The organism is Paenibacillus nuruki (genome assembly GCF_001721045.1).
GTDB lineage: Bacteria > Bacillota > Bacilli > Paenibacillales > Paenibacillaceae > Saccharibacillus > Saccharibacillus nuruki.
Genome location: NZ_MDER01000028.1, coordinates 57150 through 71665, shown reverse-complemented (window position 1 = coordinate 71665; position 14516 = coordinate 57150). Strand labels below are relative to the sequence as shown.

Annotated in this window: 14 protein-coding genes; 4 read left to right on the top strand and 10 right to left on the bottom strand. The window is 41.3% G+C overall.

The window, feature by feature from the left end; translation table 11 throughout:
* Nucleotides 1-70: 70 nt before the first annotated feature.
* The 5 genes from PTI45_RS04035 to PTI45_RS04015 form a co-directional block, all read right to left on the bottom strand.
* The gene (locus tag PTI45_RS04035; protein ID WP_069326260.1) at nt 71-1297 is read right to left on the bottom strand and encodes an ABC transporter permease; all 1227 of its coding nucleotides are present in this window, start codon (nt 1295-1297) and stop codon (nt 71-73) included.
* Nucleotides 1298-1299: 2 nt separating this feature from the next.
* Entirely contained in the window at nt 1300-2046 is a 747-nt protein-coding gene (locus tag PTI45_RS04030; protein WP_069326259.1) for an ABC transporter ATP-binding protein, read from the bottom strand.
* A 10-nt stretch (nt 2047-2056) separates the two neighbouring features.
* Nucleotides 2057-3538 (bottom strand): DEAD/DEAH box helicase, encoded by a 1482-nt coding sequence (locus tag PTI45_RS04025; RefSeq protein ID WP_069326258.1) that lies wholly within the window; start codon nt 3536-3538, stop codon nt 2057-2059.
* Nucleotides 3539-3743: 205 nt separating this feature from the next.
* Nucleotides 3744-4523: an SDR family NAD(P)-dependent oxidoreductase gene (locus PTI45_RS04020; RefSeq protein ID WP_069326257.1), complete on the bottom strand. Its 780-nt coding sequence runs from the start codon at nt 4521-4523 to the stop codon at nt 3744-3746.
* A 51-nt stretch (nt 4524-4574) separates the two neighbouring features.
* On the bottom strand, nt 4575-4979 hold the full coding sequence (locus PTI45_RS04015) for a hypothetical protein (protein ID WP_069326256.1): 405 nt from the start codon (nt 4977-4979) through the stop codon (nt 4575-4577).
* 378 nt (nt 4980-5357) lie between these two features.
* Between PTI45_RS04015 and PTI45_RS04010 the strand changes: the two genes are divergently transcribed.
* Together PTI45_RS04010 and PTI45_RS04005 are read left to right on the top strand one after the other, a co-directional pair.
* A complete protein-coding gene (locus PTI45_RS04010; RefSeq protein WP_069326255.1) occupies nt 5358-6692 on the top strand; it encodes an FxLYD domain-containing protein in 1335 nt (444 codons plus the stop codon).
* Between the two features lie 12 nt (nt 6693-6704).
* Nucleotides 6705-7844: a S1C family serine protease gene (locus PTI45_RS04005; RefSeq protein ID WP_069326254.1), complete on the top strand. Its 1140-nt coding sequence runs from the start codon at nt 6705-6707 to the stop codon at nt 7842-7844.
* Between the two features lie 141 nt (nt 7845-7985).
* Here the strand turns inward: PTI45_RS04005 and PTI45_RS04000 are convergent, their stop codons facing one another.
* Complete coding sequence (locus tag PTI45_RS04000) at nt 7986-8444, bottom strand: chemotaxis protein CheX (RefSeq protein WP_069326253.1); 459 nt, start codon at nt 8442-8444, stop codon at nt 7986-7988.
* A gap of 409 nt (nt 8445-8853) precedes the next feature.
* Between PTI45_RS04000 and PTI45_RS03995 the strand changes: the two genes are divergently transcribed.
* The gene (locus tag PTI45_RS03995) at nt 8854-9756 is read left to right on the top strand and encodes a LysR family transcriptional regulator (RefSeq protein ID WP_069326252.1); all 903 of its coding nucleotides are present in this window, start codon (nt 8854-8856) and stop codon (nt 9754-9756) included.
* A gap of 82 nt (nt 9757-9838) precedes the next feature.
* Entirely contained in the window at nt 9839-10648 is an 810-nt protein-coding gene (locus PTI45_RS03990) for a histidinol-phosphatase (protein ID WP_069326251.1), read from the top strand.
* Between the two features lie 351 nt (nt 10649-10999).
* Here PTI45_RS03990 and PTI45_RS03985 read toward each other — a convergent pair whose 3' ends face one another.
* The 4 genes from PTI45_RS03985 to PTI45_RS03970 all read right to left on the bottom strand — a co-directional run bounded on the left by PTI45_RS03985 (nt 11000) and on the right by PTI45_RS03970 (nt 14320).
* Entirely contained in the window at nt 11000-11935 is a 936-nt protein-coding gene (locus PTI45_RS03985) for a DMT family transporter (RefSeq protein ID WP_069326250.1), read from the bottom strand.
* Nucleotides 11932-12573: a GNAT family N-acetyltransferase gene (locus PTI45_RS03980; RefSeq protein WP_069326249.1), complete on the bottom strand. Its 642-nt coding sequence runs from the start codon at nt 12571-12573 to the stop codon at nt 11932-11934. Before PTI45_RS03980 ends, PTI45_RS03985 begins: the two co-directional genes overlap by 4 nt.
* Before the next feature lie 17 nt (nt 12574-12590).
* Nucleotides 12591-13334 (bottom strand): metallophosphoesterase family protein, encoded by a 744-nt coding sequence (locus tag PTI45_RS03975; RefSeq protein WP_069326248.1) that lies wholly within the window; start codon nt 13332-13334, stop codon nt 12591-12593.
* 140 nt (nt 13335-13474) lie between these two features.
* Complete coding sequence (locus PTI45_RS03970) at nt 13475-14320, bottom strand: metallophosphoesterase (protein ID WP_281181683.1); 846 nt, start codon at nt 14318-14320, stop codon at nt 13475-13477.
* Nucleotides 14321-14516 lie beyond the last annotated feature (196 nt).

The window sequence follows — 14516 nt, the reverse complement described above, 5'->3', positions numbered from 1 at the left end:
TTTTTCCTGACAAAAATCACTTTTTGATTATGTCAGAAGAAGTTGTGCTTAGGGTGCGAACCACTCGACGTTAATCAAATTCGGCTTCAGCTTCGATATCTTTAAGCCATTTGCGATTTAGTGAACGGCGATAAAGCCAGACAGCCACTAAGCCTGCGATAAATGTAAGAATCATACGCATCGGATCACCTGCACTTGCAAGTGGTAACCAGAGTAGAAGCGTGATCCATACTTGTGTCTGTGTGATCAATTTCACCGTTTCCAGACGTTGCGATTCAGGTGGAATCGGATAGATCGACAACCAGAGTGTATCGGTATGTTGCTTACGCAAACTGGTCATCTGCATACCTGCTAATAGAATAAATAGCAGATAGACAACAATCCCGAACCACGATTCACGAGTGATCAAAACAAATACCACACCGATAATCACAAAGCGGATTAAGATCGGTAATAATTCTCCGCGCACTAATGTTTTGGAAACGAGAAAACGGAATGATTTGGCTGGCACCCAGGGTACTCGATTCCCGACAAAAGATAACCAGCGACGATGGCTGACTTTACGCTCCCCGTTCGGTACATCGACAAACCAACCAAGTAGACGCATCACACCTGCGGCATGATTTTTTTCAGTCGCAATCAATCGTTCCCAGGGTACCGATGCTTTGCCAGGAATACGCAATAGCGCGATATAGACGAGAGCGATCACGACAACTGCGATCAGTGCAGTCATTAGTGGCAACCAGAGAAATGCCGCCAATAATCCGATAATCAATACATAACGTAATAGACGATAACCAACACGAGCAGCCGCTGTATTCATACGCAATTCTTGCCAGCTTCCATAACTACCGAGCAATTTGGCAATAATTAGCACAATCACAAGTAAACTTAACGACTTGGCATTCATGTCTGCTCGGACGTAGAACGGAAACGCGACCAGTGCTAGAATCAACAACCAGATCATTTTCCCGATCACACTACTACGCCATGCTGGAGCAAAGTATTCACGCATTCGCACTTCGAGTGGCAACATAAAGACAATATCTGCTGTCCGCATATACGTACGCACACTACCGTAAATCGCTAATGGTGTAAATAAAATCAGTAATATCCAGTGTACAGGCAGACCTTGAGGTACATTTTGCAAAAACGTGGTATACCATGCTGCAAATACAATGAGCAGAAAAAAAGTGACGATTGCGAGTCCGCTTTGCATCACATAGCGTAAATAAGGAAGCACTTCTCCCCAAAAAGCTTGTTGCCTCTGCTGACGTAACTTGAGCAGATCATTCATAATTACAGTCCATCCTGAACCAGATCATAGAAAATCTGTTCGAGTGGTACGTTCTGCTGACCCGTCTGCTCACGAATCTGCTCTAATGTCCCTTGAATAATCACTTTTCCTTTGTGCAACACAATAAATCGATCACAATAATTTTCGATAGTGGACAAAATATGTGAACTCAGCAAGATCGATGATCCACTTTCTTTGGTCTGTACCATAAAATCAAGCAATGAACGAATCCCCAGCGGATCAAGTCCTAGAAAAGGTTCATCAATCACATACAATGGCGGAGCCGCTACAAAAGCACACATAATCATGACTTTCTGCTTCATCCCTTTAGACAAATGCATCGACAGACTATCTTCTTTGTCTCCCATATTAAACAACTTGATCAAATGAGCGGAACGTTCTTCATAATCCGCTTGGCTCACATTATACGCACGAGCGGTAAATTCAAGATGTTCACGCACCGTCATTTCTTCGTACAATTGCGGAGATTCTGGTACAAAAGCAAGAGAAGCACGGTACTGCTCGGTTTCTTTTGCCAGTGTAGATCCTTGAATCCGAATCTCACCTTGTTGCGGCGTCATCAATCCCAAAATATGCTTCATGGTTGTGCTTTTTCCTGCACCATTCAGACCAATCAGTCCAATCATCTCACCGCGACCGACTTCAAAGCTGATATCATGCAGGACAGGCTTACCACGACTGTATCCACCACTCAGGTGATCCACGTTAAGTATAGCTACCTGTTCCATTATTGTTACCTCACTTTTCGTCTTGGGATGCAGCCCGTTTTTCTTTTAACCATTTCGGTGCACCTTTACTTTTGGTATCTACTTTTGGTTTGCGTTTCTTTTTATCTGTTTTCGGATTCACTTTAGCCGCAGGTGGCGCTGTTCTCGGTTTAGGTGAACGCTCTGCCGGGCGAGCTGTTGGTGTACTGCTATTCATATTCGATTCTGTCGTCACAGGAGATTCCACCGATGAACGAGGTTCAGCAGATTTGGTTTCTTTTTTGACCGCTGGTGTAGACGTAGGGCGAACAGAACGAGCTGCCGCCGCTTCTGCACGCGAAGCACGATACGATTCTTCACGTTCTTGTTGTTGCTCCAGTGTCAGTACAGCTCCACCTTTTAATACATGCTCTTGCAGATCAATATGAAGGGCATCGGCAAATTTACGCATAATAAACCGTTCACGTTCGGTAATAATCGAAGCCGCTACCCCTTGTTTACCCATACGTCCTGTACGTCCACTACGATGTACATAATGATCAGTGTCAAACGCAGGATCAAGACTAACGACCAGATTCAAGCCTTCAATATCCAATCCTCGCGCTGCTACATCTGAAGCGACAAGCACTTTGATTTTGCCTTCTCTAAATTGAGACAATACCGTACTACGAGTTACCTTGTTCGCATCTCCATACAATACGCGCGCAGATAGACCCAGATGGTTCAGCTTCGCTTCCACTTCTGCAATATCATTGGTATCGTTCACGAATACCAGTGAACGTGGAGAATTGTAATGGCGTAATACACGTCGTAGAATTTCTAACTTATCTCGTTCTTCAGCTACAAAATACACATGTTCAATCCCTGCGGATGTACGTGTATCTGGTTCAATACCGATTTCGAGCAAGTCATTCATTTCACGATTCGCTAGTGTCAAAATCTCTTCGTTCACTGTAGCGGATAAAAACACCAGTTGACGATCTTTGCGTGTACTGCGGATAATTTTCTTCACATCTCCGCCACCACCAAGTCCAATCACTTGATCGACTTCATCGACAATCAGTGTGTTCACAAGGTGCATTTTCAACTTACGTAGATTGATCAATTCACTAATCCGTCCAGGTGTACCGACAACGATTTGCGGATGACGTTTGAGCTTCTCGATCTGGCGCTTCATTGCTGCTCCACCGATCAGACCCAGTGTCATAATGCCATGTTCTGCTCCATAACGTTCACTTTCACGTACGATCTGCATTGCTAATTCTTGCGTAGGCGCTAAGATCATCGCTTGTAATTGCTTGCGCTCTGGATCGACCTGTTGTAACACAGGTAACAAATAAGCCAGTGTTTTACCACTACCTGTTTGCGATTGAGCGATAGCATCTTTTCCTTCAAGCAAATGAGGAATAGCCTCTGCTTGTACTGGAGACGGCTCCGTAATTCCATAACGTTCCAGCACATCGTTCAACCATTCATGGATGCCTAGTCCGAGAAAATTCACATTTGATTCCATACATTTCATCCTTTCAAGCCCTTGAATCATTTCATAAGTACAAACTATTCAACACTTGTTTATATTCTAAAACATTGTAAACAGACAGAGTACAACACTCTACTATTATATGCGAAAACAGAGAGGACACCAAATATAATCATAACGCACCAAAAACCGGTTCTATGCGAACCGGCTGGATCACTCTTTTTAGTGTAGAATGCCTTTATTTTCGATCAAACAAACGATATGTTAACCGATCAATAAATCGTGGGAAAAGTCCGTATATACGCATAGCAGGAATCGCTATTCGTGGTAAATCCAGTTCTTCTTTGCGCTTTTCCATCACTTTCACAATATCCCGAGAAACTTTATCTGTTGTCATCATAAATTGGCTCACATTTTTGACATAATCCCCTGAAGGATCTGCACGATCAAAAAAGGCTGTCGCAATCGGCCCTGGATTAATAGACGAAATTTTGATCTTTGTTTCTCTTAATTCTTGTCGCAAAGCATTGGTAAATCCGAACACCGCATGCTTAGTTGCTGTATACGAGGTCGATTTGGCTGTCGGGAATTTACCCGCCAGTGAAGCGATATTCACAATCTGTCCTGTACCTGCGGCTAACATATGAGGAAGCACCGCTTGTGTACAACGTACAATACCTAGATAATTGACATCGATCATCGTTTGGTAATCTTCGATCGGCATTTCAGCTATCGTTTTGAATTGTCCGTAGCCAGCGTTATTAAGCAAAATATCGATCTTACCGTATTGCTTAATGACTTGTGCGACTACACGCTTCACATCCTCATCTTGCTGAACATCCATTCGAATAATCTGATGCTCACCTTTCAATTGTCTGGATAACGTCTGAAGCTTATCTTCAGAACGTGCTGTCAGAATCGGAATCGCTCCTTTTTCGACTAATAATGAAGCAACTCCTGCACCTAGCCCGCTAGAAGCACCTGTGATAAGAACAACTTTATTCGCAAGTTTTACCATATTGTCGCAGTAAACATACTGCATTCCTCCCTTTTATCACCAACCCGAAATCTATAAATTACCAGTAACCTCTATACCCTCTGCTGACTGTAACCGTTCACTAATCCATGTATGAAATTGTTGCAAAAAAAGCTGTAGTTCTTCCTCTTCTACATTCTGTTGTTGCAATTCTGCTAAGATATCCATCCATATTTCTTTACCAATAGGATTATCCCAACATGGATCGAATTGATTCATCGTTTCCATCGTGTATGGATGTATCAGTGGAAATCGTTTGTCCAATAACGGACGAATATAATTAAAATCTTCATTATATATAAACAACATATCTTTGAATGAAATCTCTGTTTGATTTTCTTCCTTGTTAAAGGGGGATAAATGAAATCCTATATTTCTTTTGGGCCCTTGATAACGGTAGATCAGTACAGGTATCGAATTGTTCGCTTGCTTTGCCATGTTCCTCCTCCTGCATGTCTTGATGGTAAGACTTTACAAAATTCTTTTTCATTATACTTTGATCCGTCTGAACTGCCAAATCATCTAAAGATCTATTGATTTACTTATAGGAAATTATTTCCTAAACATCAAGAAAACATGTTATATTTTAGTCAGTTATTTGGCGATTATCTTAGTGATGGAAGATGTTGTGATAATACTGCCAAGCGCTGGAAGGTAAGATATTTTGCTTGGCAAAAATCATTTTTGACTGTACTAGAAGAAGTCGCGCTTATACTGCCAAGCGCTGAATGTAAGATATTTTGCTTGGCAAAATCATTTTTGACTGTACTAGAAGAAGTCGCGCTTATACTGCCAAGCGCTGAGGAGGGGTTATATATGTATTGTAATCATTGTGGGGCAAATCAGCCGGATCATGCTGTTTTTTGCAGTCAATGCGGAGCCAAGCTTCAGACGCAATCCGAATCCACAGTACCGAGTGAGCAGGAGATAGATAAAGAGCAGACTCCTGTCGATTATTTAGATCAACTTCGTTCTGATCAATCTTCAAATCATACCGATTCCGAACCTACTCTTCCTATTGCTAATAAACCGATTCATCGCGCAGAACCTGCATCATCGACTGTATCTGTACCACCATCAGGATCACCACCCTATCGGTCTACTTCTCCAGCCCGTCATCTTACATGGATTATACCGACTGTACTTTTGCTGGGGATTGCAGGCACTTTATTTTGGTGGTATCAACATCAACAAGATATCAATGTACAAGTCACTCAATTGCATCAAGAAGCCAGTCAGCTTGCATTGAAAGGGCAATATGAACCAGCTCTTGCCAAAATCACGCAAGCGACTACATTACGACCCACCTATGCTGTATTAACAAAAGATCAGACTATGATTGAGACAGCGAATCGTATTCATACTAAATTGGAAACGGTCTCTTCTAACCTTAAGCAAAATCAACTTCAACCTGCTGAGAAATCATTAATCACTTTGCAAAAAGCCTTAGATACTCGTAAAGAATCTATATTTGAGCAAGAAAAAACACTAGCTAATCGCAATCAAGATTTGTTAGCTGTCCTCAAAGTGAAAAAAGAATTGGATCAATTAGATACGATTGATGCGCTGGCATACAAGCTAGACGAAGTGGATCGACTGAACAATCAAGAAGCCAAAGAAGTACATCAACTGATTATTAACAAAATCATCACGATCAGCATGAAAAATGCTGAAAAACTTCTCCAACAGAATGATTTTAGTCAAGCGACAGCAGCCGTCAAAGCAGGGCTACAATATTCTAGCAAAGACGAAAAATTGTTATCTTTACAAAAACGTATCACTTCTGAAAAAGAAGCTTTTGAACTGGCTGAAAAACAGCGTATTGAACGAGCGATTCAACAAGCCGAAGAAGAAGATTTAAAAAACCGAACAGCCGGCGTAGAATTATTGAATGTAGATACACAACTGAACGAATACGGTGATATTGAAATCTATGGCGAAGTTAAAAATGTAGCCACCAAACCGATCTATTCAATCACTGTCTATTATTCCGGTTATGATGCGGCAGGCAATTATCTATTCTCTTCTTCAGCGTCAGTAGAACCTTACGATTTAGAACCCGGTGCAACCGGATCTTACAGTGCTTATGAATATGATTGGTATGAAGAAGTAACTGTACAGATTGATAATATAACATGGTATCTGGAATAAGGAGGAGCCTATATGAATAAAGGATGGATATTTAGCAGTATTGCCAGTGTCGTGATTATAGCAGCAGGTATAGGTTCCTTCTCGTATATCAATCGTACAGTGCCTACTCAATTACCGAACAAGCCTTTGTTAGCGAGTAAGACTGCCCAAACAGCCAGTCAAACAAACACAGGCACTTCGACACTGAAAGATGTTATTTTTAAGACTCAGAAAAAAGTAGTGATGATTGAATTGGAAGATGGATCACTAGGATCAGGATTTCTGTATAACGATCAGGGAGATGTTATTACTAATGCGCATGTCGTGGCAGGGGCGCTGAATGTTAAAGTCAAAACAGCAGATGCTCGCACCCTAACAGGCAAAGTGATTGGTATCGGAACAGATACGGATATTGCAGTGGTTCGTGTACCAGAACTGGTAGGCACTGAACCTTTAAAGTTAGCTCAAAAAGGTTCGGCGGATGTAGGCGATAATGTACTGGCACTGGGTAGCCCGCTTGGCTTACAAAATACGATTACTACAGGCATTATTAGCGGAGTTGGACGTGACTTTACGATCGATCCTTATGTGTATACCAATCTGTATCAAATCTCTGCACCTATCGCTCCCGGTAATAGCGGAGGTCCACTGATTCATGCAGACACCGGTGAAGTGCTGGGTATCAACTCAGCGATGGCAAGTGAATCCAATACGATTGGATTTAGTATTCCAGTAGCCGAGATCCAAAAAACTGTACAAAACTGGTCTAAAACCCCAATGAAAGATGTACCAACTACTTCTGCATCTTCTGAAAATGTCGATGATGAGATGCCTTCTGTCCAAGATGAAGCGCAGTATATAGTCAGTTACTTTTATGAAAGTCTAAGTATGCAAGATTATGTAACTGCCTACTCTTTACTCGGCAGTCGCTGGCAAAGTAATCTATCTTATGCTGATTTTCGGCAAGGATATATCAATACAGGGGCTGTCTCTATTGATTCGATTATTGCCACCAAAGACGGAGACCAGGTGAAAGTCACTGTAGAGATCACCGCCGAAGAGCGCAAAGATTCTGGTACTGTCTACAGTTCTTATAAGCTCCATTATATTTTGGCATATGAGAATGATATTTTGAAAATATTGAGTGGTGAAGGTAAAAAAGTGAGCTCTTAACGCCATATAGCCTATGTTATCCGTTGTTACACCTTTTTATACTACCATACCAAAAAACCTCTTTAACCATAGTGACTATGGTCAAAGAGGTTTTTTGATTCTCTTGTAAAGATAAGAGATCGTACTTGAATAGCTTCCCGATTAAGAGATCATTACTTGAATATCGAGTTCTCCGATTCCATCCATTAACAAAGGAATTGTTAATGCTTTGGTGGACACAAATCCAGTCATGGCACTAGTCTTCATTACCTTTGGAGGTGTAATGTCTACTGTAACGCCTTGATTAGACAAAATGGTACTTGCATTACCACTAATCATATTACCTAACTCTGAAATAGCACTTTGGCTCATCTCATCCATTTCTGTAATGACAAAGCCGCCCATCATTGCTGAAACCATACGTAACGCTACAGCTTCTTCAATTCCGAACATAATATCACCACTCATTTGCCCGGTCATTCCGATTTGAATCCAAATATAACCGTCTACTAGTTCCATATCCTTGATACCAAGGCTTCCTGTAGAAGGAGCCACTTGTACTACTTGTCCAATGACGAGTCGAGCAGCTTCCAAAAATGGATTGATTACTTCCGCTTTCATAATTCGTTTACTCCCCTTTACAATTGGGTTCATATTTAAATACAACTTTTGACCTATGATGTTAATGGATATTATACCTTATAACCTAGTTCAAATCATCTAGAATCATTGCTGTATATTCCATTTTTTAAGTTTTTTTGTAAATCCACTACTAATAATCTTATGAATCGACATTTTCTAGTAAATTTGTTGCTCTTTTTTTATGGATCTTAGGTCTTTTTAACTGTCTTTATCTATTATCGGTCGCAAGCACTGATTTATGTACATTTTATATGAATAGATTTTAAACATTTCTTAGTACATTGATGCTTTTTGTGTAATCCCCTATAATTTAAAATAGGTATCGATTGTTGAATACTTCATCAGTTAGGCAAGTATTTAACAATTTGGCATACATAAGGAGGAACTCATGAATATCAGTCAATTGGAAACCTTATTGACCATTTCGAGGACAATGAGCTTCCGTAAAGCAGGAGAACTACTTAATCTGACTCAACCTGCGGTATCTGCTCAGATCAAAAGTCTGGAAGATGAATTCAAAACGGTACTGGTCGATCGTAACCAACCGGTTACATTAACCGATCAGGGTGTTGTTTTTTTAGAGCATGCTGAACAGATGTTAGCGATTGTTGAACAATTAAAACAGCGGTTATCCGACTTGGATGAGACTCCGCAAGGGCGGATTACGCTTGGCACTCCAACTTCGATTGCAATTCAAATTTTACCGAGAGTGCTTTCATATTTCCAGGATCAATTTCCACTGATTCAGACGATGATTCATTCGATGTCTTCTTCCCAGGTCTATCATAGTGTGGAAAATGGTCTGGTTGATGTAGGTATCAGCTACCTGATCGAACGCAATCCGAATTTGAATACTTCGATTTTGTATTATGATATGTTTGAGTTAGTCGTTTCTCCACAGCATCCTTTAGCTCGTACCAAAAAAGCACATATTCAAGATCTACAACAGTTACCTCTTATTATGTTATCTCCAGATACGGTAGGTCGCCGATTTGTAGATGAAGTATTCAAAGAACATGGGATTGAACCTCAGATTGTAATGGAGCTGTCTAGTAGTGAAGAAGTAAAACGGATGGTTGAGATTGATCTTGGTGTCGCGATTATCTCTAGACAGTCGATTACCAGTGAATTGCGTCATGGTACACTGGTGATGATTCCAATGCCAGAATTCGAGGTAAGTCATCCTGTAGGTCTAATTTATAAATCAGGTCGATATTTGAACTCAGCCATGCGTCAATTTCTAGATGATCTCAAAGGCATGCCAGCCGATCAATTTATCAGTACAGAGTAAGATATTTTGCTTTGCAAATATCATTTTTGATTCACTATACGAAATTGCGCTTATACTGCCAAGCGCATAAGGAGCGATTTTTATGAAATTTGATCTTCATACCCACCATTATCGTTGTGGACATGCGGATGGCGATATCCGTGATTATATTGAAGCTGCGATTGCTGCGGATATTCAGGTGATCGGAATTTCAGATCATACCCCTTTTTTCGGCAGTGACAAAGAACAAGCTTTCCCGCAGACTGCTATGGGCAAAAGCGAGCTTCAACATTATGTACAAGAAGTATTGGATCTCAAAAAAGAATACGAAGGCAAAATTGATGTTTTATTAGGAATCGAATCCGATTATTTCCCTGATTACGCCAAATTATATCAAGACATTTTGTCTCAGTATCCTTTTGATTATATTATCGGTTCGGTTCATTATAGTAGTGGTTATAGCATTTTCGATCGTTCTCGTTGGAAAGGCATGAATTCCGCCGATCAGATTGCGACCAAAGAAGAATACTTCCGTATGATTGCTGAATCTGCACGTAGTGGCATGTTCCAGATTCTTGGACATATCGATGCAATGAAAAGCAATTATCCTGACTTTACTCAAATTGAAGCTCCACAAGCGATCGACCGTACATTACAAGTGATTGCCGAATGCGGTGTAGCGATTGAAGTGAATACCTCCGGGAAGATCAAAGTCTGTGGACTCTGGCATCCTGTTGATGAAATTCTAGAACGTGCTCATCATTTTGGCGTCGATATTTCATTTGGCTCTGATTCGCATATCCCTCAGCGTGTCGGTGATGATATTGATAAAGTCGCTCAAAAATTGCGTGAGATTGGCTTTACTGAATGGGTTTATTATAAGCAAAAGCAACGTCATGCTGTAGCGCTTTAAATATTTTCAATTCATTTTTATAGCCATTTTTGATCATCTTTTTTTAAACAGGGAATGTATAGATATTAAATGATAACTGTACATGTCCGATAGATTTTCAACTTACTCCAATCTTTTGCTATATGCCGCTTAGCCGTACAAGTAGTATATCCAGTATAAAGATTGGAGTTTTTGTTATGTATTTCTTTAGTTTTTGCTTTTATTCGGCGGGATAATAATATAAAAGCGCAAAAAAAGAGACCTGCACTCACGCAGGTCCATCATATATTCAAAAAGGGGGTCTTGAGAACAATCTTACCTTTTCTCTATTGAGATTGAGTTGCAACACGATTGCAGTTGTATAACAAAATCTTACTCTTTATGTACAATACGTTCTCGATTGACCAATATAATACCACTTGCTACTAAAATTAGAGCAAGCGCCGCCCAGATTGATAACTTTTCATCTAACCAGAGAGCCGATAAGACTACTCCAAACAATGGCGTTAAAAATAGATACATCGATACTTTGCCTACTTTATTGTATTTCATCACTGTATTCCAGAGAGCGAATGCTCCAGCAGAGAGTACGACAAGGTATAGAAGCATCCCTACAGCCGCTAGATCCCAGTGGAAAGGAAAAGGATGTCCTGTTAAGGAACCGATGACAACCAAGCCTAGACCGCCCCAGAACATCTGACGACCGGTAAGACTCAGTACAGGTTCAATCCCTGCTTCACGGCGTGCTAGCACATTCCCCCAGCCTCCTGTCAGAGCAGACAATAGCATCAGCAGTTCACCCAGTCCAAAACCAAAATGTACATTGCCTCCACTTTGCCCAAAGCCCATGACCGCAATCCCTGTAAATCCTAGCAACAACCCGAACCATTTGCGCATCGATAATCGTTCGGTCTGATCAATCCAACGAATCGATAACATTTGAAATAGCGATACAGAGCCAGCAATAATCGACATCGTCATGCCTGATCCCAAGCCAAGTGCTGCATATACAAAAATATACTGTAATAATGTCTGAAACATTGACAGGCTGATTAATCGCTTAGCCGGAATATGAGGAATCGGTTGCCCTTTGGGATTTAAGATTTTGGCTAATACTATCAACAATAGCCCTGCCAGTGTAAAGCGATATCCTGCAAATAACCATTGCGCAAAAATATCATGACTTTGTATCCCCAGATGAGCATAGCTTAACTTGATAAAAGGCAGTGCACTCCCCCACAAAATGGTAGCGATCAGTGAACTGCTCCAAATACCAAGCGGACGGGTGAACCACTGTTGTCCGTTCATGAAGAGGAAGCGCCTCCGCTTCTTTCCTGACTGTGTGTATGAGAAGCGGCACGTTCTTTGCGTAACAAGTATTCCGTATGAGCGATAGAATAAATCATAATGCCCATCTCTTCCCAGTAGCTCTGAATCCCTGCATTAGAAGATGGTTGTTGCGGACGCATTCCATTTTTCTCAAGCACCCGTTGAGAGAGTGCATTATCTGCATGACAACGCCCCACAATATGCGATAGACCCATATCTTCAAAGCCAAAATCAACCATGCGACTGGACGCTTCAGCAGCATATCCTCTTCCCCAATGACTACGACAAAGAGCAAAGCCGATCTCTGCCCGTGCTGCCCGTTCATCCCATCGTTGAAAAGAACACACGCCGTATAAAGTACCATCGTCTTTGGATGTGATTGCAAAATGCATCGAGCTGAGACTGCGAAAAGCTTCTTCGACTCTGCGCCCCAGACGGTCTGGCTGTAATGACTGATATTCCTTACTCTCTTTCGCTCCGTACAAATATTTCATCACTTGTGGATCACTGGCACATTCCCACCAGATCTCCACATCCTGTGCAGTTAGACGGCGTAATTTGAGTCGATCTGTATACAGATCAGGAAAGCCCTTTTTCAAATCCTGTTTACTCAACATCGCCATTCCTCCTATAGTTAGTCTTGCTGCATCGCACGGTATACGCCGGTGCGTAGTTCTTTGATATAGTAATCCAGTGCTGGAATATTCGCATCACGGGCATCTTGTACCGCTTGTTCGATATCATACGGCACACGAGCAAATTGTAACGAATAAGGAGCTATCTCTTCCGATAAATATTCCCCTTCTAGAATCGCATAAGAAGCTGCGGGTATATCTAGTGGATTCCCTACACTCCCTGTATTAAATAATAGTCGACCTTCTAGATGTTGCATATATGCATTATGGATATCTCCATAGCCTACGATATCGGGAATAATGGATTCTTGCGTCGTTGGATTCACCACAGGTGCAAACATACCTAAACGGCGTTCTAGATCATCCCATGGTTGTACACGATGAAATACATTTTCAGGCGATGCATGGACTAGCGATACCCATCGTCCACTTAGTAAAAATTCATGGCGAAATGGTAATTCTTCCAAATACTTGACTCGCTCCGGTCCCAATTGCTGAGCTTGCCAGCCAAATAATTCATCATCACCGCTCATCCGAGCAACAAGCTCTTCCCAATTGCCACGAATAATCACTTCACAACGTTGCGCAACTTCATCCGTAATTTTGACAGCATCAGGTCCTTTACCCACTAGATCGCCAAGACAAAAAATACGCTTAATCCCTCTTTGATCAATATCCGCTAATACCGCCTGCCATGCTGGATAATTACCATGAATATCAGACACCAAAGCAATACGTTCCATCCTTCATTCCTCCTAGCGCTTGGCATGATAAGCGCGACTTCTTCTACTTCAATCCATCATGTAGTTCAATCTATCGTGATTTTTGCTTGCAAAATATCTTTCTTTCAGCACTTCGCATATAACTGCAACTGCTTATTTTTTTATTGATCTGCTCGTCTAAGCGTAAATATCGTTAATTCCGGTCGACACATCAATCGAATAGGGACTTGAGACGTTCCGATGCCTCGATTAACATAGAGTGGTAGCTGACGCTGTGGCCCTGCTTGATACCAACCCATAATATATTTACGTGAACCACGAGGAGTAATCACAGCGCCGAACCACGGTAATCGAATCTGCCCGCCGTGACTATGACCTGATAATTGTAAATGAAAACCAAAGTTAATCGGAATCTTATCCGCATAATCCGGTTCATGCATCAATAAAATGCGACAAGCATCTTCAGCAAGATCTGATGTTGCTTTGTTCACATTCGGCTTTCCTAATAACTGATCATCCAGACCAATAATAGCAAGCGTTCCATCTGGCCGCTTAATCTGTATATTTTCGTTGGTTAACATGGTGAATCCGCCTTGTTCCATCATCTCCGAAACAAGCAGTACATCGTTTAAATAATCATGATTACCGAGAACTGCAAATTTACCTAATGGTGCAGACATTTTCTGAAGCGCTCCTACTCCTGCACGTAAAGGGGTCGGATCATCATCTACCATATCTCCAGTAAAACAGATCATATCTGGTTTCTCCGCCATAATGATATCGGCTAACTTTTCCAGATCGGCAGCTTCTTTTCCCATCCCTAAATGAACATCGCTGAATTGAATCAATTTCATTCCATTTAGACTTGGAGGAAGCTGAGGTAATGCCAGATCAATATAGACTTTATCTAACCAGTTGGGTTCTCCTAGCCAGCTGTATCCGGCTGTTCCTAGTCCAAGCGAAGCCACGACCAACGTACCTCGCTTGAGAAATTGCCGACGTGTAATTTCATATCTATGCTTAAAATAAAAAGGAATTCTTATCGGATTGTAAAATGTGTATAAAGAGCAATAGGCATTCAGGCTAAAATTCCTCCTTTGGATTCGGCTGCCCTCAGGCGGTTGAATATATTATGTTTATTGTGCCGAATCCAACAGCTATCGTCAAATTTACGATAGTGGACTACTCTTTTTACAATCAAAT

Coding starts and splice junctions, on each gene's coding strand:
- PTI45_RS04035 (WP_069326260.1), bottom strand. CDS start 1,297: ATGAATGATCTGCTCAAGTTACGTCAGCAGAGGCAACAAGCTTTTTGG.
- PTI45_RS04030 (WP_069326259.1), bottom strand. CDS start 2,046: ATGGAACAGGTAGCTATACTTAACGTGGATCACCTGAGTGGTGGATAC.
- PTI45_RS04025 (WP_069326258.1), bottom strand. CDS start 3,538: ATGGAATCAAATGTGAATTTTCTCGGACTAGGCATCCATGAATGGTTG.
- PTI45_RS04020 (WP_069326257.1), bottom strand. CDS start 4,523: ATGGTAAAACTTGCGAATAAAGTTGTTCTTATCACAGGTGCTTCTAGC.
- PTI45_RS04015 (WP_069326256.1), bottom strand. CDS start 4,979: ATGGCAAAGCAAGCGAACAATTCGATACCTGTACTGATCTACCGTTAT.
- PTI45_RS04010 (WP_069326255.1), top strand. CDS start 5,358: ATGTATTGTAATCATTGTGGGGCAAATCAGCCGGATCATGCTGTTTTT.
- PTI45_RS04005 (WP_069326254.1), top strand. CDS start 6,705: ATGAATAAAGGATGGATATTTAGCAGTATTGCCAGTGTCGTGATTATA.
- PTI45_RS04000 (WP_069326253.1), bottom strand. CDS start 8,444: ATGAAAGCGGAAGTAATCAATCCATTTTTGGAAGCTGCTCGACTCGTC.
- PTI45_RS03995 (WP_069326252.1), top strand. CDS start 8,854: ATGAATATCAGTCAATTGGAAACCTTATTGACCATTTCGAGGACAATG.
- PTI45_RS03990 (WP_069326251.1), top strand. CDS start 9,839: ATGAAATTTGATCTTCATACCCACCATTATCGTTGTGGACATGCGGAT.
- PTI45_RS03985 (WP_069326250.1), bottom strand. CDS start 11,935: ATGAACGGACAACAGTGGTTCACCCGTCCGCTTGGTATTTGGAGCAGT.
- PTI45_RS03980 (WP_069326249.1), bottom strand. CDS start 12,573: ATGTTGAGTAAACAGGATTTGAAAAAGGGCTTTCCTGATCTGTATACA.
- PTI45_RS03975 (WP_069326248.1), bottom strand. CDS start 13,334: ATGGAACGTATTGCTTTGGTGTCTGATATTCATGGTAATTATCCAGCA.